At 72.3% G+C, this 26485-nt stretch carries 23 protein-coding genes; 12 read left to right on the top strand and 11 right to left on the bottom strand.

The genetic code is table 11. From position 1 onward, the window contains the following. Positions 1-48: 48 nt before the first annotated feature. A complete protein-coding gene (locus tag AFM16_RS01735; RefSeq protein ID WP_030780765.1) occupies positions 49-1638 on the top strand; it encodes an adenosine deaminase family protein in 1590 nt (529 codons plus the stop codon). 87 nt (positions 1639-1725) lie between these two features. Here AFM16_RS01735 and AFM16_RS01730 read toward each other — a convergent pair whose 3' ends face one another. Beyond that, on the bottom strand, positions 1726-2463 hold the full coding sequence (locus AFM16_RS01730) for an SDR family oxidoreductase (protein WP_078631869.1): 738 nt from the start codon (positions 2461-2463) through the stop codon (positions 1726-1728). 63 nt (positions 2464-2526) lie between these two features. Next, positions 2527-3228, bottom strand: a complete 702-nt coding sequence (locus AFM16_RS01725) for a TetR/AcrR family transcriptional regulator (RefSeq protein ID WP_078631867.1) — start codon at positions 3226-3228, stop codon at positions 2527-2529. Positions 3229-3404: 176 nt separating this feature from the next. On the opposite strand from AFM16_RS01725, the gene AFM16_RS01720 reads away from it, so the two are divergent. The 3 genes from AFM16_RS01720 (at position 3405) to AFM16_RS01710 (ending at position 6324) form a co-directional block, all read left to right on the top strand. Continuing rightward, complete coding sequence (locus AFM16_RS01720) at positions 3405-3929, top strand: hypothetical protein (protein ID WP_078631866.1); 525 nt, start codon at positions 3405-3407, stop codon at positions 3927-3929. 181 nt (positions 3930-4110) lie between these two features. Beyond that, positions 4111-5817, top strand: coding sequence for an aa3-type cytochrome oxidase subunit I (ctaD, locus tag AFM16_RS01715; protein ID WP_245177600.1), 1707 nt, complete (start codon positions 4111-4113; stop codon positions 5815-5817). Between the two features lie 3 nt (positions 5818-5820). Next, entirely contained in the window at positions 5821-6324 is a 504-nt protein-coding gene (locus tag AFM16_RS01710) for a hypothetical protein (protein WP_063754104.1), read from the top strand. Between the two features lie 274 nt (positions 6325-6598). Here the strand turns inward: AFM16_RS01710 and AFM16_RS01705 are convergent, their stop codons facing one another. Both AFM16_RS01705 and AFM16_RS01700 read right to left on the bottom strand, forming a co-directional pair. After that, the gene (locus AFM16_RS01705) at positions 6599-7300 is read right to left on the bottom strand and encodes a response regulator (RefSeq protein ID WP_030780746.1); all 702 of its coding nucleotides are present in this window, start codon (positions 7298-7300) and stop codon (positions 6599-6601) included. 117 nt (positions 7301-7417) lie between these two features. Continuing rightward, positions 7418-7888, bottom strand: coding sequence for a cyclic nucleotide-binding domain-containing protein (locus AFM16_RS01700; protein WP_030780743.1), 471 nt, complete (start codon positions 7886-7888; stop codon positions 7418-7420). 242 nt (positions 7889-8130) lie between these two features. Here AFM16_RS01700 and AFM16_RS01695 point away from each other — a divergent pair, with 242 nt between their 5' ends. Genes AFM16_RS01695 through AFM16_RS01685 form a run of 3 tightly spaced genes read left to right on the top strand, consistent with a single transcriptional unit; the run spans position 8131 to position 10955 of the window. Continuing rightward, positions 8131-9036 (top strand): universal stress protein, encoded by a 906-nt coding sequence (locus AFM16_RS01695; protein WP_030780741.1) that lies wholly within the window; start codon positions 8131-8133, stop codon positions 9034-9036. 27 nt (positions 9037-9063) lie between these two features. Next, entirely contained in the window at positions 9064-10086 is a 1023-nt protein-coding gene (locus AFM16_RS01690; RefSeq protein ID WP_030780739.1) for a zinc-dependent alcohol dehydrogenase, read from the top strand. A 5-nt stretch (positions 10087-10091) separates the two neighbouring features. Next, positions 10092-10955 carry a universal stress protein gene (locus AFM16_RS01685; RefSeq protein WP_078631864.1) on the top strand — a complete coding sequence of 288 codons (864 nt, stop codon included), beginning with the start codon at positions 10092-10094 and terminating at the stop codon, positions 10953-10955. Positions 10956-11156: 201 nt separating this feature from the next. On the opposite strand, the gene AFM16_RS01680 is transcribed toward AFM16_RS01685, so the two are convergent. The 7 genes from AFM16_RS01680 to AFM16_RS01650 form a co-directional block, all read right to left on the bottom strand. Next, a complete protein-coding gene (locus tag AFM16_RS01680; RefSeq protein ID WP_179123240.1) occupies positions 11157-12950 on the bottom strand; it encodes a serine/threonine-protein kinase in 1794 nt (597 codons plus the stop codon). A 206-nt stretch (positions 12951-13156) separates the two neighbouring features. Then, on the bottom strand, positions 13157-13909 hold the full coding sequence (locus AFM16_RS01675) for a YqjF family protein (RefSeq protein ID WP_078631860.1): 753 nt from the start codon (positions 13907-13909) through the stop codon (positions 13157-13159). Positions 13910-14002: 93 nt separating this feature from the next. Beyond that, positions 14003-14794 carry an MBL fold metallo-hydrolase gene (locus tag AFM16_RS01670; RefSeq protein ID WP_078631858.1) on the bottom strand — a complete coding sequence of 264 codons (792 nt, stop codon included), beginning with the start codon at positions 14792-14794 and terminating at the stop codon, positions 14003-14005. Positions 14795-14900: 106 nt separating this feature from the next. Continuing rightward, positions 14901-15914 (bottom strand): hypothetical protein, encoded by a 1014-nt coding sequence (locus tag AFM16_RS01665; RefSeq protein ID WP_078631856.1) that lies wholly within the window; start codon positions 15912-15914, stop codon positions 14901-14903. An 84-nt stretch (positions 15915-15998) separates the two neighbouring features. Next, on the bottom strand, positions 15999-16730 hold the full coding sequence (locus AFM16_RS01660) for an esterase/lipase family protein (protein WP_078631854.1): 732 nt from the start codon (positions 16728-16730) through the stop codon (positions 15999-16001). A gap of 75 nt (positions 16731-16805) precedes the next feature. After that, positions 16806-18242, bottom strand: coding sequence for an MFS transporter (locus AFM16_RS01655; protein WP_030780717.1), 1437 nt, complete (start codon positions 18240-18242; stop codon positions 16806-16808). Continuing rightward, positions 18235-20160, bottom strand: coding sequence for a glycoside hydrolase family 15 protein (locus tag AFM16_RS01650; RefSeq protein ID WP_078631852.1), 1926 nt, complete (start codon positions 20158-20160; stop codon positions 18235-18237). Before AFM16_RS01650 ends, AFM16_RS01655 begins: the two co-directional genes overlap by 8 nt. A gap of 274 nt (positions 20161-20434) precedes the next feature. Between AFM16_RS01650 and AFM16_RS01645 the strand changes: the two genes are divergently transcribed. From AFM16_RS01645 to AFM16_RS01625, 5 genes are all read left to right on the top strand, one after another. Beyond that, positions 20435-21472, top strand: a complete 1038-nt coding sequence (locus AFM16_RS01645; RefSeq protein ID WP_078631850.1) for a LacI family DNA-binding transcriptional regulator — start codon at positions 20435-20437, stop codon at positions 21470-21472. 274 nt (positions 21473-21746) lie between these two features. After that, positions 21747-22841 (top strand): ABC transporter substrate-binding protein, encoded by a 1095-nt coding sequence (locus AFM16_RS01640; protein ID WP_030780709.1) that lies wholly within the window; start codon positions 21747-21749, stop codon positions 22839-22841. 89 nt (positions 22842-22930) lie between these two features. Beyond that, the gene (locus AFM16_RS01635) at positions 22931-24493 is read left to right on the top strand and encodes a sugar ABC transporter ATP-binding protein (RefSeq protein ID WP_030780705.1); all 1563 of its coding nucleotides are present in this window, start codon (positions 22931-22933) and stop codon (positions 24491-24493) included. Further along, positions 24486-25448, top strand: coding sequence for an ABC transporter permease (locus tag AFM16_RS01630; RefSeq protein ID WP_030780702.1), 963 nt, complete (start codon positions 24486-24488; stop codon positions 25446-25448). Before AFM16_RS01635 ends, AFM16_RS01630 begins: the two co-directional genes overlap by 8 nt. Continuing rightward, on the top strand, positions 25445-26479 hold the full coding sequence (locus AFM16_RS01625; RefSeq protein ID WP_030780698.1) for an ABC transporter permease: 1035 nt from the start codon (positions 25445-25447) through the stop codon (positions 26477-26479). Before AFM16_RS01630 ends, AFM16_RS01625 begins: the two co-directional genes overlap by 4 nt. The last annotated feature ends 6 nt before the right edge of the window (positions 26480-26485 follow it).

Raw genomic sequence — 26485 nt, 5'->3', positions numbered from 1 at the left:
GCGGTGCGCTGCCCCGACGGTCCGGCGGCATATGCCGATCATGAGGCGGTGACCTATCAGAGCATCCGACGCTTCCGTCGGCCGCGCACCCTGCTCACCGTGGGACTGGGCGCCCTCACCCTGCTGTCCGCCCAGCCGGCCCAGGCCACCGCCCCGCCGCCCCGCCCGGCGACCGCGGCCGAGGCCGGTACGAACGCCTATCTGGCCGCCGTGAAGAACGACCCGGCGGCGCTGCGGCGCTTCTTCCAGAGGCTGCCCAAGGGCGCCGATCTGCACAACCATCTCTCGGGCGCGGTGTCGACCGAGTACCTGATCCAGTTGGCCGCCGAAGACGGTCTGTGCATCGACACCACCACCCTGACCGCCGTCGTGCCGCCCTGCGGCCCCGGCACCCGCCCGGCCTCCGACGCCCTGACCGACCGCGCTTTCCGCGACGCCGTCATCCGGGCGTGGTCCATGCAGGACTTCCCGCCGGACGGCAACGGACACGACCACTTCTTCGACACGTTCGGCAAGTTCGGCGAGGTGACGTGGCGGCACCGCGGCAAGCTGCTCGCCGAGGTCGCCGACGAGGTCGTACGCAACAACCAGTTCTATCTGGAGACGATGGTCAGCCCCGCCTCCGACAGCGCGCGCAAGCTCGCCGACGAGGTCGGCTGGGACGACGACTTCGCCAGGCTGCACCGCAAGCTCGTCGCCGAGGGCAAGCTGGACCTGGTGGTGGCCGAGGCACGCAAGGAGAGCGACGACTCCGACGCCGAGTTCCGCGCCGCCGCCCGCTGCGGCACCGACCGGGCCCGGCCGGGCTGCCGGCTGCCCGTGCGCTGGATCTCCCAGGTCTCGCGCGGCGGCACACCGGAGCGGGTCTTCACCCAGATGGCGCTCGGCATGCGGCTCGCCGAACGCGACCCCCGCTTCGTCGCCGTCAACCTCGTCCAGCCCGAGGACTGGGACAGCTCGCTGCGCAACTACAGCCTCCAGATGCGCATGCTCAAGTACCTGCGCACTGTCTACCCCAAGGCCCATGTCACCCTGCACGCGGGTGAGTTGTGGACCGGGCTGGTCAAGCCGGAGGACCTCAGGTTCCACATCGCCGAGGCCGTGAACGTCGCCGGTGCCGAGCGCATCGGCCATGGCGTCGACCTGGTCCACGAGGACGACTGGCAGCGCACCGCCCGCACGATGGCCGCCCGTGAGATCGCCGTCGAGGTGCCCTTCACCAGCAACGCCCAGATCCTCGGCGTCAAGGGCGCCGAACACCCCTTCAACACCTACCGCTCGTACGGCGTTCCGGTCGTCCTCGCCACCGACGACCCCGGCGTCAGCCGGATCGACATCACGCACGAGTACCAGTACGCGGCCCGGACCTACGGCCTGTCCTACCGCGAGCTGAAGAACCTCGCCCGGGCCTCCCTGGAGTACGCCTTCCTGCCCGGCCGGAGCCTGTGGCGGGGCAACCCGACGCGTGACGGCTACTCCCTCGGCGCCGCGTGCCGCGGCGAGCAGCCCGGCCGGGCCACGCCGGGCCGGCTGTGCCGTCAGGCGATCGCGTCGAGCCCCAAGGCCGCCGCGCAGTGGCGCCAGGAGGCCGCGTTCCGCCAGTTCGAGCGCACCTTCGGCACCCGCGGCCGCTCCTGAGCCGCCGCCGCACCACCCGCGCCGGCCGGTACGCACCACGTACCGGCCGGCGCCGGCCGTCGAGGGGCGGCGGCACCGGCGGCGGTGTCAGGCCAGACCGCCGTTGGCGTACAGGACCTGGCCGTTGACCCAGCGGGCCGGGCCCGCGAGGAACGCGACCGCCTCGGCGATGTCGTCCGGTGTGCCCAGCCGTTCGAGCGGGGCCGCCTTGGAGAGGTTCTCGACGGTGGCCTCGTCCTTGCCCTCCAGGAACAGTGGTGTGGCGGTCGGGCCGGGGGCCACGGCGTTGACGGTGATGTCCTTGCCGCGCAGTTCCCGCGCCAGGACGAGCGTCATGGCCTCGACCGCGCCCTTGCTGGCGGCGTAGGCGCCGTAGGTGGGGAACTGGAGGCGGGTGACGGACGTGGAGAAGTTGATGATCGCGCCGCCGCCGCGCACCCGCCGGGCCGCCTGCTGGGAGACGACGAACGTGCCGCGGATGTTGGTGCGGTGCATCCGGTCGAGATCGTCGAGGTCGAGGGTCGCGATGGGCGACAGCAGCATGATGCCGGCCGTGTTGACGACGACGTCGAGTCCGCCGAACTCCCGCTCCACGGCGTCGAAGGCGGCGGACATGGCGTGCTCGTCGGCGACGTCACCGCCCACCGCGACGGCCCGGCCGCCGGCCGCGACGATGGCGGCGACCGTCTCGTCCGCCCTGGTCTTGTTGCCGGAGTAGTGCACGCCGACGGCGATGCCGTCCGCCGCGAGGCGCTCCGCGACCGCGCGGCCGATACCGCCGGAGCCGCCGGTGACGAGTGCGACGCGTGGGGTGTCGGTGGTCATGGTTCTGCCCTTCGGTATGAGTTCCGGTGGTTCTGTTCGGGGTGGGATCCGGTGCCGTGACCGTCAGCCGTCCCCGCGGCCCTTGCCCGCGATATGGAGCAACCACTGCCCCAGCAGCGCCGATTCGGCCTGCGTGAACGGCTGCGGGGTGAGGTCGCCGAGTGCGGACAGCAGTGTGGTGGCGGCCGCCCGCCGTATGTCGTGCTCGGTGGTGTCCGTCCGCGGGTCCAGCAGGATGTCCCGGTGGATCGCGTCACGGACCAGCTCGGACAGGTGTCTGTCCGGGTACAGCGCCGGGCGGGTGATCAGCGCGAGCGCGACCCCGGTGTTCGCCGTCATGACCATGCGCGCGGCCTCGTCCGGCGGGAGGCGCAGTCGGCCCTGTGCCGCGAGCCGCTCCAGGACCTCGCGCAGCAGACGCATGGCCTCCTCCGCGGCCTGGGGCTGGGAGCGCAGGGCCGAGGAGAACATCAGCTTGTAGGCGTTCGGGTGGGCCAGCGCGAAGGCCGTGTGGCTGTCCCATCCGGCGCGCAGGTCCCGCAGTGGATCGGCGGACTTCTCGGCCGCCCGCTTGCTCGCCAGGTACTGGTCCCAGACGTGGTCGACCGTGGCCGTCAGCAGTCCGTCCTTGTCGCCGAACAGCCGGTACAGGACGGGCTGCTGGACCCCCGCCGCCTCGCAGACCGCGCGCGTGGACACATCGCCGCCGGGGGAGTGCGCCAGCAGGTCCGCGGCCGCCTCGATGAGCGCTGATCTCGTATCCATGTAATCGACGATAACAGGCTCGGTTTTCGATGACAACAGGAATCTGTTATCAGTGATACATGCGGTCTCGGTCGCGGTGCGGCCTGGGCCGTTCGGCTCTAGCCGGGCGCGGCCGGGGCTGACTTCACTGGGCGCGGACCGAGCGAAGGACGCCGGACGACGGGAAGGAAAGCCGGATGATCGCGGTGGTGGGCCACGCCGATGTGACCACGGAGACCCTGGGGCTGCTGGAGACCGAGCTGACGGCCGTGCTGGAGCGGGACACCGGGGACGAGCCGGGTGTGGTGCGCGCCGGGGGCGGGGTCGCGGTGGCGTTCGGACGCGCCGTGCACCGGGCCGGACGGGGCCTGGTCGTGGTGATCCCGACCTCGGGCATGGTCCCGGCCCTGCTGCCGGAACGCGACCGGGTGCCGATCGGTGAACTCCTGCTGCTCGCCCGGTGGGTGCGGCTGCTGACGTACGACCCCGCCGACCGCGACGCGTGTGTCGGGGCGGACGAGGAGATCGTCGCGGGCGCCCGCCGGCTGGTGGCCGTCTGGGACGGATCGCCCTCCGACGGCCGGGACGCCACCGCGCACCTGATCGCCTTCGCCCGCGCCCGCGGGGTCCCCGTCGAGGTGCTCTGGCCGGCGGGCGCCGCCCGCACGGGCCCGCGCGCCCTGCCGTCGCGGGGCGGCGAGGCGCGCGCCTGCCGCCGCTGAAGTGGGGCCGATCGGCCCGTGGGCCCGGGCCGACCAGGGCCGTTCGACCCTATCGGGGCCTCCCGCCCCTGCCGCGATCATGGACCGGCGGCCGGGAGGATCCGGTCCGTGGTCCCGCGTCCACGGCACTTCCCGTCCCCGTCACCGGCACGGACGGACACGAAGGGGAGGACAGGAACCCGTGGAAGAGGCACGGCCCGTGGAAGAGGCACGGACAGAACCCAGGGGGACCGGGCGGCCCAGCGCCGCCACCGTCCCCGCCACCCGCGAGGCGCCGCCGTCCGGCCGCCCCTCGTGGGTGGAGTGGCTGACGACCACCGACCACAAGAAGATCGGCACGCTGTATCTGGTCAGCGCGTTCGCGTTCTTCGTCGTCGGCGGCGTCCTCGCGCTGCTGATGCGCGCCGAACTCGCCCGGCCCGGACTCCAGATCATGTCCAACGAGCAGTTCAACCAGGCGTTCACGATGCACGGCTCGATCATGCTGCTGATGTTCGCGATGCCGCTGTTCACCGGATTCGCCAACTGGATCATGCCGTTGCAGATCGGCGCCCCGGACGTGGCCTTCCCCCGGCTGAACATGCTCGCCTTCTGGCTGTTCCTGTTCGGCTCGCTGATCGCGGCGTTCGGCTTCCTCACCCCGGGCGGGGCCGCCGACTTCGGCTGGTTCCTGTACGCGCCGCTGTCGGACTCCGTGCACTCGCCCGGCCTCGGTGCCGACCTGTGGATCATGGGTGTCGCGCTGTCGGGCTTCGGCTCGATCGCCGGCGCGGTCAACTTCATCACCACGATCATCTGTATGCGCGCGCCCGGTCTGACCATGTTCCGGATGCCGATCTTCACCTGGAACGTGCTGCTGACCGCCGTACTGATCCTGCTCGTCTTCCCCGTCCTGGCGGCGGCGCTGTTCGCGCTGGAGTGCGACCGGAAGTTCGGCAGCCACATCTTCGACGCGGCCAACGGCGGGGCGCTGCTGTGGCAGCACCTCTTCTGGTTCTTCGGGCATCCCGAGGTCTACATCCTGGCCCTGCCGTTCTTCGGGATCGTCTCCGAGGTCATCCCGGTCTTCGCCCGCAAGCCGATGTTCGGCTACTTCGGCCTGGTCGCCGCGACGATCGCCATCGCGGGTCTGTCGGTGACGGTGTGGGCGCACCACATGTACGTCACCGGTGGTGTGCTCCTGCCGTTCTTCTCCTTCATGACGTTCCTCATCGCCGTCCCGACCGGGGTGAAGTTCTTCAACTGGATCGGCACGATGTGGAAGGGGTCGCTGTCCTTCGAGACACCGATGCTGTGGACCACCGGCTTCCTCATCACGTTCGTCTTCGGCGGCCTGACCGGCGTCATCCTGGCGTCACCGCCGATGGACTTCCATCTGTCCGACTCGTACTTCGTCGTGGCGCACTTCCACTACACGGTCTTCGGTACGGTCGTGTACGCGATGTTCGCCGGATTCCACTTCTGGTGGCCCAAGTTCACCGGCAGGATGCTCGACGAACGCCTCGGCAGGATCACCTTCTGGACGCTCACGGTCGGCTTCCACCTCACCTTCCTCGTGCAGCACTGGCTCGGCGCGGAGGGCATGCCCCGCCGGTACGCCGACTACCTGGCGGCCGACGGCTTCACCGCCCTCAACACCCTGTCCTCCATAGGCTCGTTCCTGCTCGGCCTGTCCCTCCTGCCCTTCCTCTACAACGTCTGGAAGACCGCCCGCTACGGCGAGAAGGTCGAGGTCGACGACCCCTGGGGCTACGGCCGTTCCCTGGAGTGGGCCACCTCCTGCCCACCGCCCCGCCACAACTTCACGTCCCTGCCGAGAATCCGCTCGGAGTCCCCGGCGTTCGACCTGCACCACCCGCAGGTCGCGGCCCTGGAAGCGGAGCACTAGGCCATGATCCAGCCCGTCGCTGCCCTGGGCGCCGCGATGCTGACCCTCTCCGGCTCCGTCTGGTATCTGCCCGCGCTCTCCGACCTGCGCGCCGGCGCCGACCGTCCGGACTCCCGGCGCACCGCCGCTGCCGCCTGCCTGAGCGGCTGGAGCACGACAGGGCTCGTCGCCCTGCTGCTCCTCGCGGCGGAGGCGTGGTGGGTACCGGGCGGCGTGGCCGCCACCGGGGCGGTGGTCACGGTCTGCCTCCTCGGGCGCGCGGGCGTCCAGCGCCGGCGCGAGGTGCGGGAGGCGGCGCGGGACTGGGCGGAACTGGGCACCGGTCCGCTCCCCTCGGCGCGGGCCCGGACCGTCGTCCTCGTGCTGCTGGCCGCCGGCCTGATCACCGCGCTGGCCACGGCCGTCGTGTCGGCCCGCGAGGGCTGGTCCCCGCTGACGGCGGCGGCTCCCGCAGGGGTGACGGTCGCCGTCGCGGTGGGGTACGCGCGCGTGGCGCGCCGCCCGTGACGGTCGGGGCCGCTCGGGACCTGGTCGGCCCGCGTCCGGTGCATCGGCGCGGCTGACCGGTCCGCCGCGATGCCGTCCCGGTCCGGGCGGTGCAGCCGCGGGTTGTCGGCGGGCTCCTGCGGCAGTGGCGGCGCCAGGTTGCGGCGCCCGGACCGGCGGGTCGCCGTCAGCACCCTGCGGGCGGGGCTCGCGCGGCGTGGATCGCCTCGGCGCCCGGGAAGGTCGGCTCCTCGACGGCGGTGGCCCGGGCGGCGACGGCATCCGGGCCGGGACGTCACCTCGCCCGGTGGTCACCCGTGTCCGGCTGGTCCAGGTGGGAGGCCAGGACCGCGGCCTGGACTCGGCGCTGGACGCCGAGCTTGGCCAGCAGGCGGGAGATGTGGTTCTTCACCGTCTTCTCGGAGAGGTACAGCTTGGCGCCGATCTCGCGGTTGGTCAGGCCGTCGCCGATCAGTGCCAGGATGTCCCGCTCGCGCGGCGACAGGCTCGACAGCTCGGACGGCACCTCGGGGCTGTGCACGGGGTCGGCGCGCAGCGAACTCATCAGCCGGGCCGTGGTCGCGGGGTCCAGCATCGACTGGCCCGAGGCGACCGTGCGCACCGCCGAGACCAGGTCCGACCCCCTGATCTGCTTGAGGACATAGCCGGACGCACCGGCCATGATCGCGTCGAGCAGCGCCTCCTCGTCGTCGAACGAGGTCAGCATCAGACAGGCCAGTTCCGGCATCCGGTCGCGCAGTTCGCGGCAGACCGAGATGCCGTCGCCGTCCGGCAGCCGTACGTCGAGGACGGCGACGTCGGGACGGAGCGCGGGCCCGCGGGCGAGCGCGTGGTCGACCGTACCGGCGTCGCCGACCACGGAGATGTCGGGTTCGGCGTCCAGCAGGTCGGTCAGGCCGCGGCGTACCACCTCGTGGTCGTCCAGCAGGAACACACGGATCGGGTTCTGCTCGGTGAAGACGCGTGGCTGCGGCATGGTGACCTCTGGTTCCCCGGTGACGTACAGGGTGCGGTCCGCCCCTGCTGCCGATCCTCACGCGCGAGGGCCGGAGGCACCAGGGCCGACCGGCCCTACTCGCGCGGGACCGCCGGGTCAGACGGTGGCACCGGCGCCGTACGGGGCGTAGAGGTCGAGCAGCCGGGTCCGGGACGAGCGGAGCCGGTGGGCGAGGACCTGGCCGGCCCAGTGGGCGATGTCGTTGCCGAGGGCCGGGTCCTCCTGGCACATCGAGCGGACGGTGGCCGCGTCGAACTCGTAGGCCCGCACCGGTGTGGTCGCCTCGGCGCCCAGATGCCAGACGTGCGGGGTGAACAGCCAGGACCAGCCGACGAGCTCGTTGTGCCCGAGGCTCTCGATGACGGCGGCCCGGCGGCCGGGTACCCGCATGTCGAGTTCGATCCGGCCGGTCCGGATGATCCAGAACCGGTCGGCGAGGCCGCCTTCCTCGAAGAGGCGGGTTCCCTGCGGGAAGGACACCTCCCGGGCGATGCCGAGGAGCCGCCGGCGGTGCTCGGCCGACAGCGCGCGCAGCATGCTGGGGCTGGGGGTGAGGGTGGTGTTCATGGCGGACCTCCGGCGGCGAGGTGGCGGGACGGCGAGGTGGGCGAACCAGCTTCCAGGGCCAGGGTGGACCGATTCCCTCCGACGGGCCATGGGCCACCTGGTCCACGCCTCGCGCCGTACGGCACGTCGCCGGCCGCACCCGCGGAAGGGCCGACCGGCCCTGTTCCGGGACCTGTGGCCCCTCGCCGCCCTCGCTGCCGCGGGCCACGCTGGAAGCAGATCCCCTGCTGGAGGTGGAGAGCATGACCCGCACCATTACCGTTGGTCTCGACGGCTCGCTGGAGAGCCGGGCCGCCGCGGAATGGGCAGCCCGCGAAGCCGAGCTGCGCGACCTGCCGTTGAAGATCGTCCATGTCTGGGAGCCCGTGCCGGAGCCGATGGCCCAGGCGCCCCTGCTCGGTGCGGAGACCCAGCAGCACTGGACCGAGCGCATCCCGCGCGAGGCCGCCCAGGGCATCGCGCTGCGCCACCCCGGCGTCCAGGTGATCAGCGAACAGCTCACCGGCTACCCGGGTGACGCTCTGGCCAAGGTGGCGAAGGACGCCGAACTGCTCGTCCTGGGCTCCCGCGGCCTGGGCGGGATCGGCGGATTCATGGTCGGCTCGGTGAGCCTGTCCGTGGTCGCCCACTCCGACCGCCCGGTCGTCCTGGTCCGGGCGCTGGAGACGGCCGCCGACGAGCACGAGCCCGACCCGGCCGGCATCCCCTCCGCCGCGACCCCGTTCCGGCCCGTCGTCCTCGGCCTGGACACCCAGCACCCCGACGACACCCTGATCGAGTTCGCGTTCGACGCCGCCCGGCGCCGCGCGACCTCCCTGACCGTCGTCCACGCCTGGAACCCGCCCCCGTACTACGCCTACGGCACGCCCGCCAACCCGGCGCTGCACGAGGCCCTGGCCACCGCCGACGCGCAAGGGCTGGCGGAGGTGCTGCGGCCCTGGCGGGCCAAGTTCCCGGACGTGAAGGTCACGGAGGAGTCCCGCTACGGCAGCCCCTCGGTCCACGTCGTGGACGCGGCCGGCGGAGCGTCCCTGGTCGTGGTGGGCCGGAAGGTGCGCCGCAGCCCGCTGGGCGCCCACATCGGGCACGTCACCCACGCGGTGCTGCACCACTCCACGGCCCCCGTCGCCGTCGTCCCCCACGCCTGACCCGACCTGTCCGAGGAGAGCAGACCCATGAAGGCAGCGGTCGTACGAGCGTTCGGTGAGCCCCTCGTCATCGAGGAGCGCCCCGACCCCGAGCCCGGACCGGGTCAGGTCCGGGTCCGGGTGGAGGCGTCGGGCCTGTGCCACACCGACATCCACGCCGCGCACGGCGACTGGCCCGTCAGGCCGAACCCGCCGTTCGTCCCCGGACACGAGGGGGTCGGCCTGGTCGAGAAGCTGGGCGAGGGCGTCACCCATCTCGCCCTCGGCCAGCGGGTCGCCGTGCCGTGGCTCGGCAAGGCGTGCGGGCGGTGCGAGCACTGCCTGTCCGGCTGGGAGACGCTGTGCGAGCAGCAGATCAACACCGGCTACGGCTGCGACGGCGGCCACGCCGAGAAGATGCTCGCCTGGGCCGACTTCGCGCAGCCCGTGCCGGACGGCATCGGCGCCCTGGACGCGGCCCCGCTGACCTGCGCGGGCGTGACGACGTACAAGGCCCTCAAGGTCGCCGGCGTCCGGCCCGCGCAGCTCGTCGCGATCTCCGGCGTCGGCGGCCTCGGCCATCTCGCCGTGCAGTACGCGAAGATCGCCGGTGCCACGGTCGCCGCGATCGACATCACCGACGAGAAGCTCGCGCTCGCCGCCGAACTCGGCGCGGATCTCGTCATCGACGCCCGCAAGGAGAATGTCGGTGAGGTGCTCAAGCGGCACGGCGGCGCCCACGCGGCCATCGCGCTCGCCGTCAACGACGCGTCCTTCGCGGCCGTCAACTCCGGTCTGCGGCGCGGCGGCAAGCTGGTGATGGTGGCCCTCCCGGCGCACGGCACGGTCCAGGTGCCGATCTTCGACACCGTCCTCAACGGCACATCGGTGATCGGCTCGATCGTCGGCACCCGCCAGGACCTCGCCGAGGTCTTCGAACTGCACGCGGCCGGCCGCACCCACGTCGTGCGCGAGGCCCGCCCGCTCGCCTCTGTCAACGACTCCATCGACGAGGTGCTGCGCGGTGAGGTCAAGGCCCGGATCGTCTTCGACCTGGGCACGGGGCGGTGAGACGAGTGGTCCCCCCGATCGTCGTCGGCGTCGACGGCTCCGAGCCGAGCCTGCGCGCCGTCGACTGGGCGGCGGACGAGGCCGCCCTGCGCGGTGCGCCGCTGCGCCTCGTGCACGCCTCCCTCTGGGAACCGGACGGGGAGGAGAACGAGGACGGGCCGGCGGGGGCCACCGAGTCCGCTCGGTCCGTCGTGCGGGCGGCCGCGCGGCGGGCCCGGCTGCGCCGGCCCGACGTCGTGGTCTCCGCCGAGGTGGTGTCCGAGGAACCCGAGTACGCCCTCGTCCGCGCCGGACGCACGGCCTCGGCCCTGGTGCTCGGCACCCGCGGCCGCAGCGGACTGGTGGAGATGCTGCTCGGGTCGGTCGGTCTGACCGTCGCCGGCCAGGCCGACTGCCCGGTGATCGTGCTCGGCGGCGGCCACGACAACCGGGTGAGCGCCGGGGAGGGCGGCCGTGTGGTGGTGGGCGTGGGCGAGACGGGCACGGACTCCGCCGCCCTGCGCTTCGCCGTGCAGGAGGCGCGGCTGCGCCGGGCGGCCCTGGACGCCGTACGGGCCTGGCGGTGCCCGCCGCACGAGAGCGTCGAGCATCCGCTGTTCGCCGGCGATCCCGCCCGGCTGCACGAGCAGTACGCCGCCGACGTCCTGGAGCTGGCGCTGAAGGAGGTGCCGCCGGAGGTGGACCTGCGGCGGCGCACCGTGGAGGGCGCGGCCCGGCGGGTCCTGCTGGACGCCTCGCACGGCGCCGACCTGCTGGTGGTCGGGGCCCGCCGGAACCCGGGCCACCTGGGGCTGCGGTCCGGGCGCGTCGTCCACGCGGTCCTGCACCACGCCGCCTGCGCCGTCGCGGTCGTACCCGAAGAGGAGTAGCGAGGGGAGGCGGGAGAGGGCGGGGCGTGAACGGAGCGACACCGCGGGGGATCGGTGCCGCTCCTGTCGTCACTCTCTCGCGAGTCGCGCCGTTCTTCCAGGTGCCGTTGGTCCCCGGCGCCGGGGCCGGAGGTCCCTCGCACACCGTGCGCCCCTACCGCACCGCGCCGTGGGCGGCGTAGGCCCGTCGGCCGGGCCGCGCTAGTCGGCCGTGACGAACCGCAGTCGGCGCCGGGCGGGCGGTGGCGGGTTCCTGCGGGCCCGGATCTCCTGGACGACGGCGGCGATCAGCAGCAGGACCCAGGCGACCGCGAACACGCTGGCCTGCTCGTCGTCCCCGAAGGCCAGCCAGCCGACTCCCAGGCCGCCCAGGGTGAGGCCGCAGGCGGCGGCGAGGGACGACAGGTGGCGGCGGCTCAGCGCGCGGAACAGGCACAGCGCGGCGAGGACGAGCAGGGGGGCGGCCAGGATCTCGACGTTGTCGTGCGCGGTGTAGTAGTGGCTGACCTCGGTCTCCGCCGGTTCGTATCCGCCGCTGTAGTCCTGCTCGAAGAGCCGGTAGCCCGAGGAGTCGGTCGGCAGCTCGTAGTAGCCCTGGTACGAGGTGTCGTAGTAGTAGAGGGTGCCGAAGTCGGACGCGGTGACGGACTGGTACTCGTAGTCGTAGACCCCGCCGCCGATCGTGATGCTCGCGGCGACCAGGGCCCCGGCGCCCCACCACAGGACCGTCGAGGCGAGGGGCAGCCAGCGGAACAGGGCGAGCCCCAGCACGGCGGCGACCGCCCAGGCGCCGATGACTCCTTCGAGCGAGTCCTCGTACACGTCCTGATAGCCGAGGACGACGGCACCCGAGACGAGGATGCCCAGCAGGCCGATCACCCGGTCGGTGGTGAGACGGAACCGCCGCTCGGCGGGCGCGGTACCGACCGTGGGAGCCGTGGTGTCCGCACCGGAACCCCCGCCGGTGACCGGCGTGTCGCCCGGTCGCGCGGGCGGCGGGACGACGGGCTTGGGTGGGGCCGGCGCGGTGCGGGTGTCCTGCTGGGCCAGCGCCGTGTGCCCGGGGCCGGTGCCGGACTCGGCGTTCGTGCGCGCGGGCGGCACGACGGGAGCGGGCGGCGCGGCCGGCACCGAGGCGGCCGCCGACGGCGCGGCCGCGGCCGCCGGGGCGTCGAGGCCGACCAGGGTGGCCGCCAGCGCGTCCCTCAACTCCCCGGCGCTGCCCAGCCGTTGGTCACGGTCCTTGGCCAGGGTCCGCAGGACGAGCGTGTCCACCGAGGACGGGATCTGCGGGCGCAGCCCGGACGGCGGCACCGGCTCCTGGCTGATGTGCTGGTGCATCACCGCGAAGGGGGAGTCCCCGCTGAACGGCGGCCGTCCGGTGAGCAGTTCGTACAGCAGGCAGCCGGTGGAGTACTGGTCGGAGCGGCCGTCCACCGGCCGGCCCGTGAGCTGCTCGGGGGAGAGATAGGCGGGGGTGCCGACCGTCATACCGGTCGCGGTGAGCCGGGTGGTGGTCTCCGCGACGACCTTGGCGATCCCGAAGTCCAGCACCTTGATGCCGCCTTCGGAGGTCAGCATCACGTTGGAGGGCTTGATGTCGCGGTGGACGAGCCCCTGGGCGTGGCTGTGGGCGAGGGCGTCGGCGACGTCCCGGCCGACCGACAGGGCCCGTTCGACGGTGAACGGGCCGTCGGCCAGCACATCGGTCAGGGTGCGGCCCTCGATGAACTCCATGACCAGGAACGGCGTCGTCTCGCCGTCGGCGGTGTCCTCGCCGACGTCGTGCAGCACCGCGATGTTGCGGTGGTTGAGCGAGGCCACGGTGCGGGCCTCCCGGCGGAACCGGACCCGGAACTCCTCGTGCCGGGTGAGTTCGGGCGGCAGCACCTTCACCGCGACGGTGCGGCCCAGTTCACGGTCGGTGGCGCGCCAGACCTCCCCCATGCCACCGCGCCCGACCGCTTCGATGAGTTCGTATCTCTCCACGAGCACCCGCATGATCCGCCCCCTGGCGATGTAGGGCGGCCCCGCCGTCGACGGGGCCGCCCGATGTTCCTGTTCCACGGCAGGCGAAGGCGCGGCACACCGGTACCCCCCGGTGCCGGTGCGCCGTTCGTCCGACCGTGCGCACACCCTACTGGCGGGGCTTCACTCAGGGGACATTCAACGACATCTGGTACTGCGGGCTTTCCCTCACCTCAGGGAGTCGGGATGCCCGCGGGCCGGGCCGGGCGGCCGAGGCGGACCGGCACCCCCGGGGAGAACAGCACGCTCGCCGGTGCGCCGAGGGGCGTCCGGATTCCGGCCGCGGCGACCAAGTCCTCCTCGCAGTCGAGGAGTTCGGCACGGTAGAGGGGCCAGCGCGGATGGTCGTTGGGCAGATAGGCCGCGCCGCCGAAGAACGCGTTGTGCATCCCCCAGCGGGCGGTGAGGAAGTGCTCCAACTCGGTGGGCCGCGCGATGCGTTCACCTGTGCGTACGGTGATCCGGCTGGACGCGCCGCGCGGGCCGGGCCAGCGGCGGGAGCTGGTGTAGGTGACGGTGTCGCCGACGGTGCGCACCCGCATCCGCGACCACAGGTACGGCAGCCGGAACCCGGCCCGGCCCATCACCACGGGGATCAGCCGGGACGCGTCCATCGAACGGAAGACGACCCCGCGCCGGCCGTGCCCGTCGACCGAGTACAGGCGCACATTGGTCTCCGGGAACGACCCGAGATACGGCACCCCCGGCAACCGCAGCCATCCGACCCGGTGCATCCGGAAGGCGACGAGCCCGACGTACGTCAGCCCCTCGTGCGTGTCGGGCACGGTCCCCTCGGGCAGCAGCCCCGCCACGAGGCCGGGTTCGACCGCCCAGTGGACGAAACAGAGGTCCAGCCACTGCTGGGTGAGGAGCGGTGTGCGGACGACGGCGGGGGCGTCGGGGCTGACCGGGGCGGGCTTCTCCACGCAGCCAGGATCGCAGACGCCCGCCGCCCAGCGGTCGCCGCCCCACGGTCCCCGCCCCCGGGCCCTCACCCCTCCGCCGTCACCCTTCCGCCTTCACCCCTCCGCCTTCACCCCTTCGTACAGGACCGGGTCATGGGCGCAGACGATCGCCAGGTCGGGCTCCGCGCGCCGGTACAGCTCGGCGAGGCGCTCGTGGTTGGCGCGGACCTGCCCGCGGTCGTACGCCACCGCCCGCTCCGCGACACTCAGCGCGGAGGGGACGCGGGTCTGCCCGTCCAGGGTGCCGCGGTGGTAGAAGGCGTCACCGGCGTGCAGGATCCAGCGGCTGCCCGCGTCCACCGCGACACAGGCGTGGCCGCGTGTGTGCCCCGGCAGCGAGACCAGGACGATCCCGGGGGCGACGGCGTCGAGCTGCCGGGCGGCGGCGAACCCGCGCCACGCCTCCCCGTCCGGGCTGTGCTCCACGATCGTCGGCCCGTGGTCCCACTGGACGGAGCGGAAGCGCAGTCGCTCACGCCAGGAGGGGGCGTGCACCGCGCCGCGCGCCTCCGCCGCGGTGACATGGACGGTGGCGTGCGGGAAGTCGGCGAGCCCGCCGATGTGATCCGCGTCGAAGTGGGTGAGGACGATGTGCCGGACGTCGTCGCGGCCGAACCCGAGGCGCTCGACCTGGCGGGCGGCCGTCTCGGCGGGGTCCAGGGCCGGCTTGATGAAGTGGCGCATCCCGCCCAGCCGGCGCCCGGGGGCGGCCACGTCCTGGAGACCGAAGCCGGTGTCGACCAGGACGAGCCCCGCCGCGTCCGTCTCCACGAGCAGGACGTGACAGACCAGACGGAGGCCGCCCGGCGGGTGCATGGTGCCGCAGTTGAGGTGATGGACCTTCATGGGCAGAGTCACCTTCGGGGTCTCGACGACTGCACGGATGCTGGACGTACGGGGCGAGGGGTGTCAAGGGCGGCGGATGCGCCGCCCCCGCGGCAGCGAGCGCCGATCAGTGGACGGGATCGGCGACTTGGGCGAGCAGCGCGGCCGACTCCTCGGGGGTGAGGGCGCGTTCGTACACCAGCTCCCCGGTCATGCCGGGGAAGAACCGTCCGGCCTGCCAACTCCGCTGGTACGGCGGCGGGTCGACCACCACGAGGCGGACGCCGTCCACGACCGGGATGTCGGCGGGGTTCCCCTCGTTCCAGATCCACTCGCCGTCGGCGCCGACCAGGTTGAAGGAGCCGGTCGTCAGCACCATGCCGGCCCGGTCGCGGCAGCAGGCGACCGCCTCGGCCGACGGGGCCTCGCCGGTCACCAGACCGCGGCCGATCAGCGCGTCGGCGAGGAGCGTGTGCAGTTGGAAGTTGTCGCCCACACCGGAGAAACGCAGCGCGAATCCGGCGCCGGTGGCCCGGTCGAGTGCGACGAGCGGCTCGTCGTCGAGGACGGCGAGGGCGTAGGCGAGGCACTTGAACGGGTCGCCGGACAGCTCCGTGACCCGGGCCACGGCGGCCCGCAGCTCCGCACGGCCGGGCACCTCGCGGCGCACCCGGGGGGAGTTGAGCATCGCCACACAGGCCATCTCGAACTGGGGGAGGGTCTGCCACGCCGCCACGGGCTCGAAGCCGAGCCGTTCGACGTCGGCCTCCTCCAGCCCGTCGCCGTCGTGACCGGGCAGCGTGCCCCGGTCCGCCGCGGCCCACCCCTCGCAGAACACGGCGGCCTGCTCGAAGGCGTCCAGTGCGCCGGCGAACACGGCGGGCGCGCAGAGCACCGGGTCGGCGCCCCGTTCGACGCACGCCCCGATCAGCACCGCCACGACGCCGCGCGGCCCCGGCGGGACCTCGTCCAGCAGGGCCGCGAGCCGGGGCCCCGCCGCCTCCAGGTCGGTGTCCTCCACCGCGGCGAGGTCGCTCGTCAGCAGCGCGAAGGAGCGCTCCGCCGCTTCCACGTCCCGGGCGCGCACGGCCGTCTCGAAGTCACCCACGGCGGCCGGGAACCGCCCACGTCCGAATATCATGCGCGCACCCTAACGCGACGTGCCGTACGCCCCGTTCCCGGCCGGGGTGACGCCGGGGACAGGGCGTACGGAGGGCACGGTGGGTCAGGAGGCGACGAAGCCCGCGATCTGGCCGAGGACGCTCGTGTCCGCGAGGAACCCGATGTGGGTCTGGCAGAGCACGTTGTTGTTCGTCGCGCCGTCCAGCCGGGTGCTGGTGTACGGCAGGATGACGCCGTCGCAGGCCGAGTACCAGGTGGCGTAGCGGGTGCTGCCCGGCGTCTCGTCGCCCGAGGTGATCTGGGCGATGAACGACGACCCCGGGTACATCTGCTGACAGGTCGTGTAGATCAGGCAGGCGGCCGCGTAGGTGGTGCCGTGGTTGGCGCCGGCGATCGAGGCGAGGTGGCTGACGCTGGTGTTGCCGCCGAGCACCTTCAGGTAGTACTGGCTGACGAGACCGCCCATCGAGTGATTGACGATCGCGACCTTGCTCGCGCCGGTCCGCGCCTTCACGTTGTTGACGAAGGTCGCGAGGCCCTGGGCGTTGGTGATGTTGTTGCCGTAGGAGTCGTACTCGTAGGCGAAGAGGTTCGCGCTGGACCAGCCGTTGAGCCGGAAGACGCTCATGGCGGTGGTCCAGTTGGAGGCGCTGCCCGTGTATCCGTGGACGAAGACGACGGGTGTGCTCGTCGACAGCGGCTGGACGGCGGCGGCCGGGGCGGCCGTGGTCGCGGTGCCGGCCGCGCCGGCCGCCGGGGCCGACGCGAACAGGGTGAGACCGAGGGTGGCGGCCGCGAGGACACCGAGAAGCCGGCGTGGGGAACGACGACGCATGGGTACTCCTGACGAGGATGCGGGTGCTGGTCCTCATCAGGGTCGGGGCGCGGGGCGGCGCCGCAATCGGTGAAATCACCGGCGTGTCGATGCGGCGGGCCGCTCCGGTCCGCCGGGCGCCACCGCTTCGCGGGGCAGGAGGGCGGCCGCGACGAGGCCGCCGAGGCCGATCACCGCCAGGCTGATCATCGCGGCGGCATAGGCGCCCTTGCTGAGGCCGGCGACCAGGATCGTGCCGGCGATGGCGGTGCCGAAGGACGAACCGAGGTTGGACACGCTGCGGGACAGGCCCGAGATCTCGCCCTGCTGTTCCTCGGGGAAGCTCGACTGGACGACGTTCACGGACGGCGTCAGCATCACGCCCAGACCGAGCCCGATGAACAGGAGCCCGGGGACGAACGCCCAGGCGGTGGCGTAGCTCCCGGCCAGGACGATCAGTACGGCCACTCCCACCAGGGAGACGGCGAAGCCGGTCATGATCAGCGTCCGCTGGGGGTGCCGCCGGGCCAGCCGTTCGGCGGACAGCGACGAGGCCAGCAGGCCCAGGGTGGCCGCCGTGAAGACGACGCCGGTCTGGACGGCGTCGTAGCCGCGCACCACCTGGAGGTAGGCCGCCACGGTGAACGAGGTGCCCATGAGCAGCAGCCACTGGACGTTCTGGGTGACGAGCCCGAGGTTGGAGGTGCGGTTGCGGAACAGGCGCAGCGACAGCAGCGGCTCCCCGCCGGACGCCTCCTTGATCCGGGCGGAGCGGAAGAACCAGGCGAGCACCAGGGCGCCGGCGGCGATCAGGCCGATCATCAGCCAGACGTTGTCGTCCGCGGCCAGGATGCCCATGACGACGAGGACGAGGCCGACGGCGGACAGGACCGCTCCGGCGGTGTCGAAGGAGCGGGACGGGTCCGGCGGCAGCGGGTCGTCGATGCGCCGGCTCAGCAGGACGATCACCCCGATCACCAGCGCCTGGAACACGAAGGCCGCGCGCCAACTGATCCCGGTGGTGATGAGTCCGCCGATCAGTGGCCCCGCGGCGGCCCCGATCCCGCCCAGCGCCATGATCACCCCGAACGCGCGCGCCCGGGAGGTGACGTCCGGATAGAGCAGGGTCGTCAGGATGTAGACGGGCGGGATGAGCAGCGCGGTGCCGATGCCCTCCAGGATCGAGTTGCCGAGGATCAGCACCCCGAGCCCCGGGGCGGCCGCGCTCAGCAGGGCGCCGACCGCGTAGACGACGAGGCCGGCCAGGAAACAGCGTTTGCGGCCGTACCGGTCGGTGAGTTTGCCGCCGGGGATCATCAACGCCGCCATCACCAGCAGGAAGACGGTGATCGCCACCTGGACGCCCTGGACCGTGGTGTCCAGGTCCTCGCTGATGTCGTTGATCATCACGTTCATGTTGGAGCCGGCGAAGCTGCAGATGAACTGGGCCAGGGCGAGCGCGGCCAGTACCCGCCGCTGCCCGCCCGGCCGTGCGGCGGTCTCGGCCGGTTCGGTGTCCGCCGGTTCACCCATCGGTGTCGCCTCCAGGCGCGTCCTCGGGTGTGTCCTCGTCGGGCAGGGTCAGCCCGTGGGTCACCGGGTGGCCCTGGTCGCCGTGGCCGGTGCCCGCCTCGCCCTTCTGGAGTTCGTCGTCCAGTGCCATGGCCGCGGTGACCAGGGCGAGATGGGTGAACGCCTGCGGGAAGTTGCCGAGTTGCTCGCCCGAGGGGCCGATCTCCTCGGCGAAGAGGCCGACATGGTTGGCGTAGGTCAGCATCTTGTCGAAGGCGTACCGGGCCTGACGGAGCCGGCCGCTGCGGGCGAGCGCCTCGACGTAGAAGAAGCTGCACAGGTTGAACGTGCCCTCGGAGCCGCGCAGTCCGTCGGGGGACGCCTTCGGGTCGTACCGGTAGACGAGGCTGTCGCTCACCAGCTCCTCGTCCATGGCGTCGAGCGTGCTGAGCCAGTCCGGGTCGTACGGCGAGACGAAGCCGACCTTCGGCATCAGCAGGAGGGAGGCGTCCAGGACGTCGGTGCCGTAGTGCTGCACGAAGGCCCGCCGCTCGTCGTCCCAGCCGCGTTCGACGATCTGGCGGAAGACCGCGTCCCGTGCCTCGGTCCAGCGGGCGAGGTCGGCGGGGCGGGAGAACTCGGTGGCCGCGCGGACGCCGCGGTCGAACGCCACCCAGGTCATCAGCCGGCTGTAGGTGAAGTCCTGTCGGCCGCCGCGGGTCTCCCAGATCCCCTCGTCGGGCTGGTCCCAGTGGTCGGTGAGCCAGTCCAGGACGCCGCTCAGGGCCTTCCAGCCGCGGAGGGTGCCGATGTCGTGGCCGACGATCAGCGCGTCCGACGCCTCGCCGTAGATGTCGAGCTGGAGCTGGTCGGCCGCGGCGTTGCCCGCCCGTACGGGGCGGGAGCCGAGGTAGCCCTCCAGATGGTCGAGGTTCTCCTCGGTCAGATAGGGGTCGCCGTCGACCCGGTACATGATCTGCAAGGGGTCCGCCGAGGCCGTCGCCCGTGCCTCGATGCGCTCGCGCAGCCAGCGGCGGAAGGCGTACGCCTCGTCCCGGAACCCCAGGTCGATCAGCGCCCGCACGGACAGCGACGCGTCCCGGACCCAGGTGTAGCGGTAGTCCCAGTTGCGCTCACCGCCGATCTGCTCGGGCAGTCCCATGGTGGCGGCGGCGATGGGCGCCCCCGTCGGGGCGTACGTGAGCAGCTTGAGCGTGATCGCGGAGCGGTTCACGATGTCCTGCCAGCGGCCCCGGTAGGTGCACGACCGCAGCCACGTCAGCCAGTACGAGCGGCAGGTCTCCAGCGCGTCCGCGACGCCCTCCAGGGAAGGGCCGGGCGGGGCGGGGTCACCGCTCGCCGTGCTGGTCAGCACGACGGCCGCCACCTGGCCGGCGGAGAGGGTGAAACGGGCGTCGATGTCGTCGCCGTCGGCGCGGAGGGCGACGCCGGGCGTCGACTGCACGTGCAGGTCGGTGCCGGGGCCGCGGAAGAGCGCGGCGTGCGGGCCGGTGAGGGCGAGCGTGTGCGGGGCGCGTCCGTAGTCGAACCGCGGCCGGCACGTGAAGGCGAACGGCAGACTGCCCCGGACGACCCGTGCGACCCTGATCAGCCGGTGCGTGGCTGTCGGCGTCGGGGACTCGTCGGGCACCATGAAGTCGCAGACCTCGCCGACTCCGCCGGGTGCCATGAACCGGGTGACGAGGATGGCCGTGTCCGACAGATACAACTGGCGGACGGTCAGGTGGTCGCCGTCGGGCAGCTCCGCCGCCAGCCGGCAGTGTCCGCCGCGTTCGCTGTCCAGCAGTGAGGCGAAGACGCTGGGGGAGTCGAAGCGGGGCGTGCACCACCAGTCGACGGTGCCGCCGGACGACACCAGGGCGGCGGTCTGGAGATCGCCGACCATGCCGTGGTCCGCGATGGGCGGGTACCGGTCCACAGGGTCTCCCAGCCGGCTCGGTGCGGCGCCGTGGCGGCACACGGGCGTGCCCGCCACCGGCCTGTGCAGGGCAAGCCTTCGGCATCGCCGGGGCCGGCGCTTCACCCTTGAGGGGTGAAACCCGTACCGTCCGTCCGTGAGCCGGGCGATCGCCTCTTTTGCGCCGATCACTCAGCGGGGACACTGTGCGGCGTGGCCGGTCAAACCCCCGTCCGCCTCCTTGTCAGTCCGCCGAAGGCGCCTGTATAACGTTGTAAAAATGAAAGGGAATGCCGTGCGGGTCAGCCTCAAGGACGTCGCCGCGCACGCGGGGGTTTCCATCAAGACCGTCTCCAACGTGGTCAACAACTACCAACACGTCACGCCCGCCATGCGCGAACGCGTCCAACGGTCCATCGACGCACTCGGGTACCAGCCCAACCTGGCCGCCCGGCATCTGCGCAAAGGGCGGACGGGCATCATCGCGCTCGCCCTGCCCGAACTCGGCAACCCCTACTTCGCCGAGCTGGCGGCCGCCGTGATCGACGCCGCCGCCGCGCACGACTACATCGTGCTCCTTGACCACACGGGCGGCCGCCGCGAGCAGGAGATCCTGGTCAGCCAGGGGTTCAGGGCGCGGGTCATCGACGGACTCATCCTCAGCCCCATCGAGCTGGAGCCCGAGGACCTGAGCGACCGGGCGGAGAAGGTGCCGCTGGTGCTGCTGGGCGAGCGGGACTACGACCTGCCGTACGACCACATCGCCATCGACAACGTCGCCGCCGCCCGTACCGCGGTGCGGCATCTGACCGGGCTCGGGCGGCGGGAGGTGGCCTTCATCGGCGCCCGGCGGGGCCGCAGCGAACCCGCCCAACTGCGCGTCCGCGGCTGGCGCGAGGAACTGACCGCCGCCGGACTGCCGGCCGACGACGGGCTCGTGGCCGCCACCGACGGCTGGGGCCACGCGGACGGGGCGGCCGCCATGACCCGCATCCTGGACTCCGGACGGCGCCCCGACGCGGTGTTCGCCTACAACGACCCCATGGCCATCGGCGCCATGCGCGTCCTGCACGAACGGGGCCTGCGGGTCCCCGAGGACATCGCGGTCGTCGGCTTCGACGACGTGGTCGAGGGCCGCTTCGGCGCGGTGACCCTCACCTCCGTGTCCCCGGACAAGGAGGCCATCGGCCGGCTCGCGGTCGAGTCGGTGCTGACCCGGCTCGGCGGCAACGAGGTGCTGACCGAGCCGCGCCGGGTGCGGGCCGACCACCGGCTCGTGGAGCGCGAGAGCACCGTGGGGCGCGCGGCACCGGGCGGCACCGGCCAGGGGTGACAGCCATGAGGGACGGCGGGGGCGGCGCGCAAGGCACGCCCCTCGCAGCCGTGCCCTCGGCCGGGTCGGCCCCGGGCCGTCCACCGGGTCGTCAACCCGGCCGCCCGGAGGGAACGTTGCTCGCACAGGGGGTTTACAGCCTCCTTCCAACGATGTAAAAACCACTGTGCGGCAGGTCGAACGACCGTTCCCGCCAGGGGAGAAGCACCCGCTCGGCCTCTGCACGTCCCGCTCTCCCCAGTGTCCTTTCAGCGTCGCCCGGATCGGGGTCACCATGCAGCGCACCACCCACCGTCGTCGTCTCCTCGCCCGTCCCGTGGTCGTCTCCCTGGCCGCGGCGGTGGCCTTGACCGCCACCTCCTGCGCGAAGTCGGAGGACGACGCGTCGAACGGCAGCTCCTCCTCGTCCTCCGCCGACGCCGCACAGCAGGTCGCCTCGCCCGCGCCGGACGGCAAGACCTGCACCGTCGACGCGTACGGCGGCAAGAAGCTGGACCTCAAGAACGCCACCGTCGGCTTCTCCCAGTCGGAGAAGGAGGCCAACCCGTTCCGTATCGCCGAGACGCAGTCCATCAAGGACGAGGCGAAGAAGCGGGGCGTCAAGCTGCTGACGGCCAACGCCCAGTCGCAGTTCTCCAAGCAGATCAGCGACGTCCAGGACCTGCTGGCCAAGGGCGCCGACCTGCTGGTCATCGCGCCGCTCAACTCCGACGGCTGGGACCCGGTGCTCCAGGCCGCCGCGGCCAAGAAGGTCCCGATCGTCACCATCGACCGCAAGATCAACGCCACCGCCTGCAAGGACTACGTCTCCTTCATCGCCTCCGACTTCGTCGAGCAGGGCCGGCGCGCCGCCGACCAGATGATCGAGGCGACCGGCGGCAAGGGCGAGGTCGCGATCCTGCTCGGCTCGGCCGGAAACAACGTCACCACCGAGCGCACCAAGGGCTTCAAGGACCAGATCGCCGCCAAGGCGCCCGGTCTGAAGGTGGTGTTCGAGCAGACCGGCGACTTCGCCCGCGAGAAGGGCCAGCAGGTCACCGAGCAGCTCATCCAGTCCAAGCCCGGCATCAAGGGCATCTACGCCGAGAACGACGAGATGGGCCTGGGCGCGGTGGCCGCCCTGAAGGGCGCCGGCAAGAAGGCCGGCGACGTCAAGATCGTCACCGTGGACGGCACCCGCAACGCCGTCCAGGGCATCGTGGACGGCTGGATCAGCGGCGTCATCGAGTCCAACCCGCGCTTCGGCCCGCTCGCCTTCCAGACCCTGGACACCTTCACGAAGGGCGACGAGGTCGCGCAGGACATCATCATCGAGGACGGCGCCTACACCTCCGGCAACGCCAAGTCCGACATCGGCAAGGCGTACTGACCCTCCGTCAGGGAGCCCGCCGTCCGGGCGGGCCCCCTCGGTCCTCCCCAACCAGCACACCCTTCGTGCAACGCACCCTGGAGGCACAGGTGGCACCCCCCGCCGAAGTGCTCGCCGTCCGCGGACTGAGCAAGACCTTCCCCGGCGTCCGGGCCCTGGACGACGTGGACCTCACCCTGCACGCCGGTGAGGTCCACGCCCTGATCGGCGAGAACGGCGCCGGCAAGTCGACCCTCATCAAACTCCTCACCGGCGTGTACCGGCCCGACGCCGGAGAGATCGTCTTCCAGGGCCGCACCGTCTCCTTCGGCACCCCGCTGGAGGCCCAGAAGGCCGGGATCTCGACCATCTACCAAGAGGTCAACCTCATCCCGCTGCTCAGCGTGGCCCGCAACCTCTTCCTCGGCCGCGAACCCCGCACCCGGTTCGGCGTCCTCGACACGGCCCGGATGAACCGCGAGGCCGAGGAGATCCTCGGCACCTACGGGGTGCGCGTCGACGTCCGCCGGCCGCTGCGCACCCTCGGGGTCGGCGCCCAGCAGATGGTCGCCCTGGCCCGCGCCGTCGCCACCGACGCCCGCATCGTCATCATGGACGAACCGACCTCCTCGCTCGAACCGCGCGAGGTCGAGACCCTGTTCGCGGTGATCCGGCGGCTGCGGGACGCCGGGATCGCGGTCGTCTACGTCAGTCACCGGCTGGACGAGCTGTACGCCGTGTGCAGCACCGTCACCGTGCTGCGCGACGGACGACGCGTCCACCACGGCCGGCTCGCCGACCTCGACCGCCTCTCCCTGGTCTCCACGATGCTCGGCCGGGACCTCGGGGAGGTCCGCACCGAGGGCCTCACCAAGTTCACCGGCGACCATGCCGCCGCCGACACCGAACCCGTGCTCTCCGCAACGGACCTGACGGTCCCTCACCGACTGCACGGCGTCTCGCTGAGCATCCGCCCCGGCGAGGTCGTCGGCCTCGGCGGGCTGCTCGGCTCGGGACGCACCGAGACCGCGAAGACCATCGCCGGTGCCCTGCCCGCCCGTTCGGGCGGTGTCACGGTCGCCGGGGTGCCGCTGCGGGCCGGCTCGACCCCGGCGGCCATCCGCGCCGGCATCAGCCTGCTGCCCGAGGACCGCAAGAGCGAGGGCATCGTCCCCGGCCTCTCGGTGCGCGAGAACATCGCCCTGGCCGTACTGCCCCGCCTCTCCCGCTTCGGCCTGGTCTCCGAGGCCCAGGTGGACCGGGTCGTCGACACCTTCATCGAGCGGCTGCGCATCAAGGCGTCCTCACCGCACCAGAAGGTGGGCGAACTCTCCGGCGGCAACCAGCAGAAGGTGCTGCTCGCCCGCTGGCTCGCCATGAACCCCAAGGTGCTGCTGCTGGACGAACCCACCCGCGGCATCGACGTCGGCGCCAAGGCCGAGGTGCAGAAACTCGTGGACGAACTGGCCGCCGACGGCCTGGGCGTCCTGCTCATCTCCTCCGACCTGGAGGAACTCATCGAAGGGTCCGACCGCGTGGTCGTACTGAAGGACGGCGCCGTCGTCGGCGAACTCACCGGCGACGACGTCACGGAGGACAAGCTGATGCGCACCATCGCCGGGAACGCCCCCGCGCCCGACGCGAGCCAGGAGGAGGCGGCCGTCGATGGCTGAAGCCACCCTCCGCACCGCCCCGCTGGACAAGGCCCGCATACTCCAGTGGCTCCAGACCTACGGCGTCTACGCGGGCGTCGCGGCCCTGCTCCTCGTCAACTCCGTCATCACCCCGTACTTCCTGACCACCGAGAACTTCCGCACCCAGGCCGTCCAGGTCGCCCCCGTCATCATCGTCGCCCTGGGCATGGCCCTGGTCATCGGCACCGAGGGTGTAGACCTCTCGGTGGGCGCCGTGATGGCGCTGGCCGCCTCGGTCACCGCCCTCTACCTCGGCTACGGACTGCTGCCCGCCCTGCTGGCGGTCGCCCTGTTCGCCGCCGTGATCGGCCTCGCCAACGGCGCGCTGGTCGCGTTCGTCGGCGTCCAGCCGATCGTCGCCACCCTGGCGCTCATGGTCGGCGGCCGCGGCCTCGCCCTGGTGCTGCTCCCGCAACTCAAGGACCTGCGCAACCCGTCCCTGGCCTCCCTGGGCTCCGGCGACGTCCTCGGCATCCCCTACCTCATCCTCATCGCCGCCGCCCTGGCCGTCCTGCTGGCCTTCGTGGTGCGCCGCACCACCTTCGGCCGCCAGCTCCTCGCCATCGGCGACAGCCGGCCCGCCGCCCAGCTCGCCGGACTGCCCGTGCGCCGCGTCCTGATCGTCGTGTACGTCGTCAGCGCGCTGCTCGCCGCGGTCGCGGGCGTCCTGGCCACCGCCCGCCTCCAGGCCAGCGACCCCACCTCACTCGGCAACCTGATGGAACTGTCCGCGATCACCGCGGTCGTCGTCGGCGGCACCCCGCTGACCGGCGGCCGGGTCAACATCGGCGGCACCGTGGCGGGCGCCGTCCTCATCCAGCTCCTCACCGCCACCCTCATCAAGCACGATCTGCCGCCCTCCTGGACCCAGATCGCCCAGGCCGTCGTGATCGTCGCCGCCGTCTACGCGGCGCGGGGACGGGGGAAGCGATGACCACCACGAACCCGGACGCACCCGTGACCACACCCCCCGCCGCACCGCGCAAGGAGGACCGCCCGGTGGGCTCCGGGCGCTCCGAACGGCTCAGCGCCCTCGTCCAGCAGCACGGCGCGCTCGCCGTCCTGCTGATCGTCTCCCTGGTCGCGTCGTTCTCCTTCGACTCCTTCGCCACCGGCGACAACGTCAGCAACATGGCGACCAGTTCGGCCTTCCTGGCGATCGTCGCCCTCGGCATGACCTTCGTCATCATCACCGGCGGCATCGACCTGTCCGTGGGCTCCCTGTTCGCCCTCGGCGGCGTCCTGGCCGCCTGGGGATCACGCCACGGCACCCTGGTCGCGCTGCTGCTGCCGCTCGCCGTCTGCGGTCTGATCGGCGTCGTCAACGGCCTGCTGGTCGCCCGCTCCCGCCTCGCGCCCTTCATCGTCACCCTCGCCGCCATGCTCGGCGCGCGCGGGCTGATGCTGTCGATCACCGACGAGGGCGCCGACACCTATCTGATCGGCAAGGGCTCCGTCCTCGCCGAACTCGGCCAGGGCAGCACCCTCGGCCTCGGCAACCCGGTGTGGATCACCCTGGCCCTGTTCGCCGGCGGCGCCGTCGCCCTGCGCCGGACCCGCTTCGGCCAGAACGTGTACGCGGTCGGCGGCAACGAGGACGCCGCCGCCCTGATGGGCGTCCCGGTGGCCCGCACCAAGATCCTCGTCTACGCCCTGTCGGGACTGCTCGCCGGACTGGCCGGCGCCCTGAACGCCGCCTGGCTCGCCTCCGGCGTGACCATCCTCGGCAGCGGCATGGAACTGGACGCCATCTCCGCCGTCGTCATCGGCGGCACCCTGCTGACCGGCGGACTCGGCTACGTCAGCGGCTCCCTGGTCGGCGTGCTGCTGCTCAAGGTGATCCAGAACGTCATCAACCAGATCGGCTCGCTCGACTCCTCCTACCAGCAGGTCGTCAGCGGCGCCTTCCTGGCCGTCGTCGTCATCGCACAGACCTGGCTGGGCCGCCGACGACAACTCATGTGACCCACA

Source organism: Streptomyces antibioticus (genome assembly GCF_002019855.1).
Lineage (GTDB): Bacteria > Actinomycetota > Actinomycetes > Streptomycetales > Streptomycetaceae > Streptomyces > Streptomyces antibioticus_B.
Note: the sequence above shows the minus strand (reverse complement) of the source record. Positions and strands in the feature narration are given on the sequence as shown.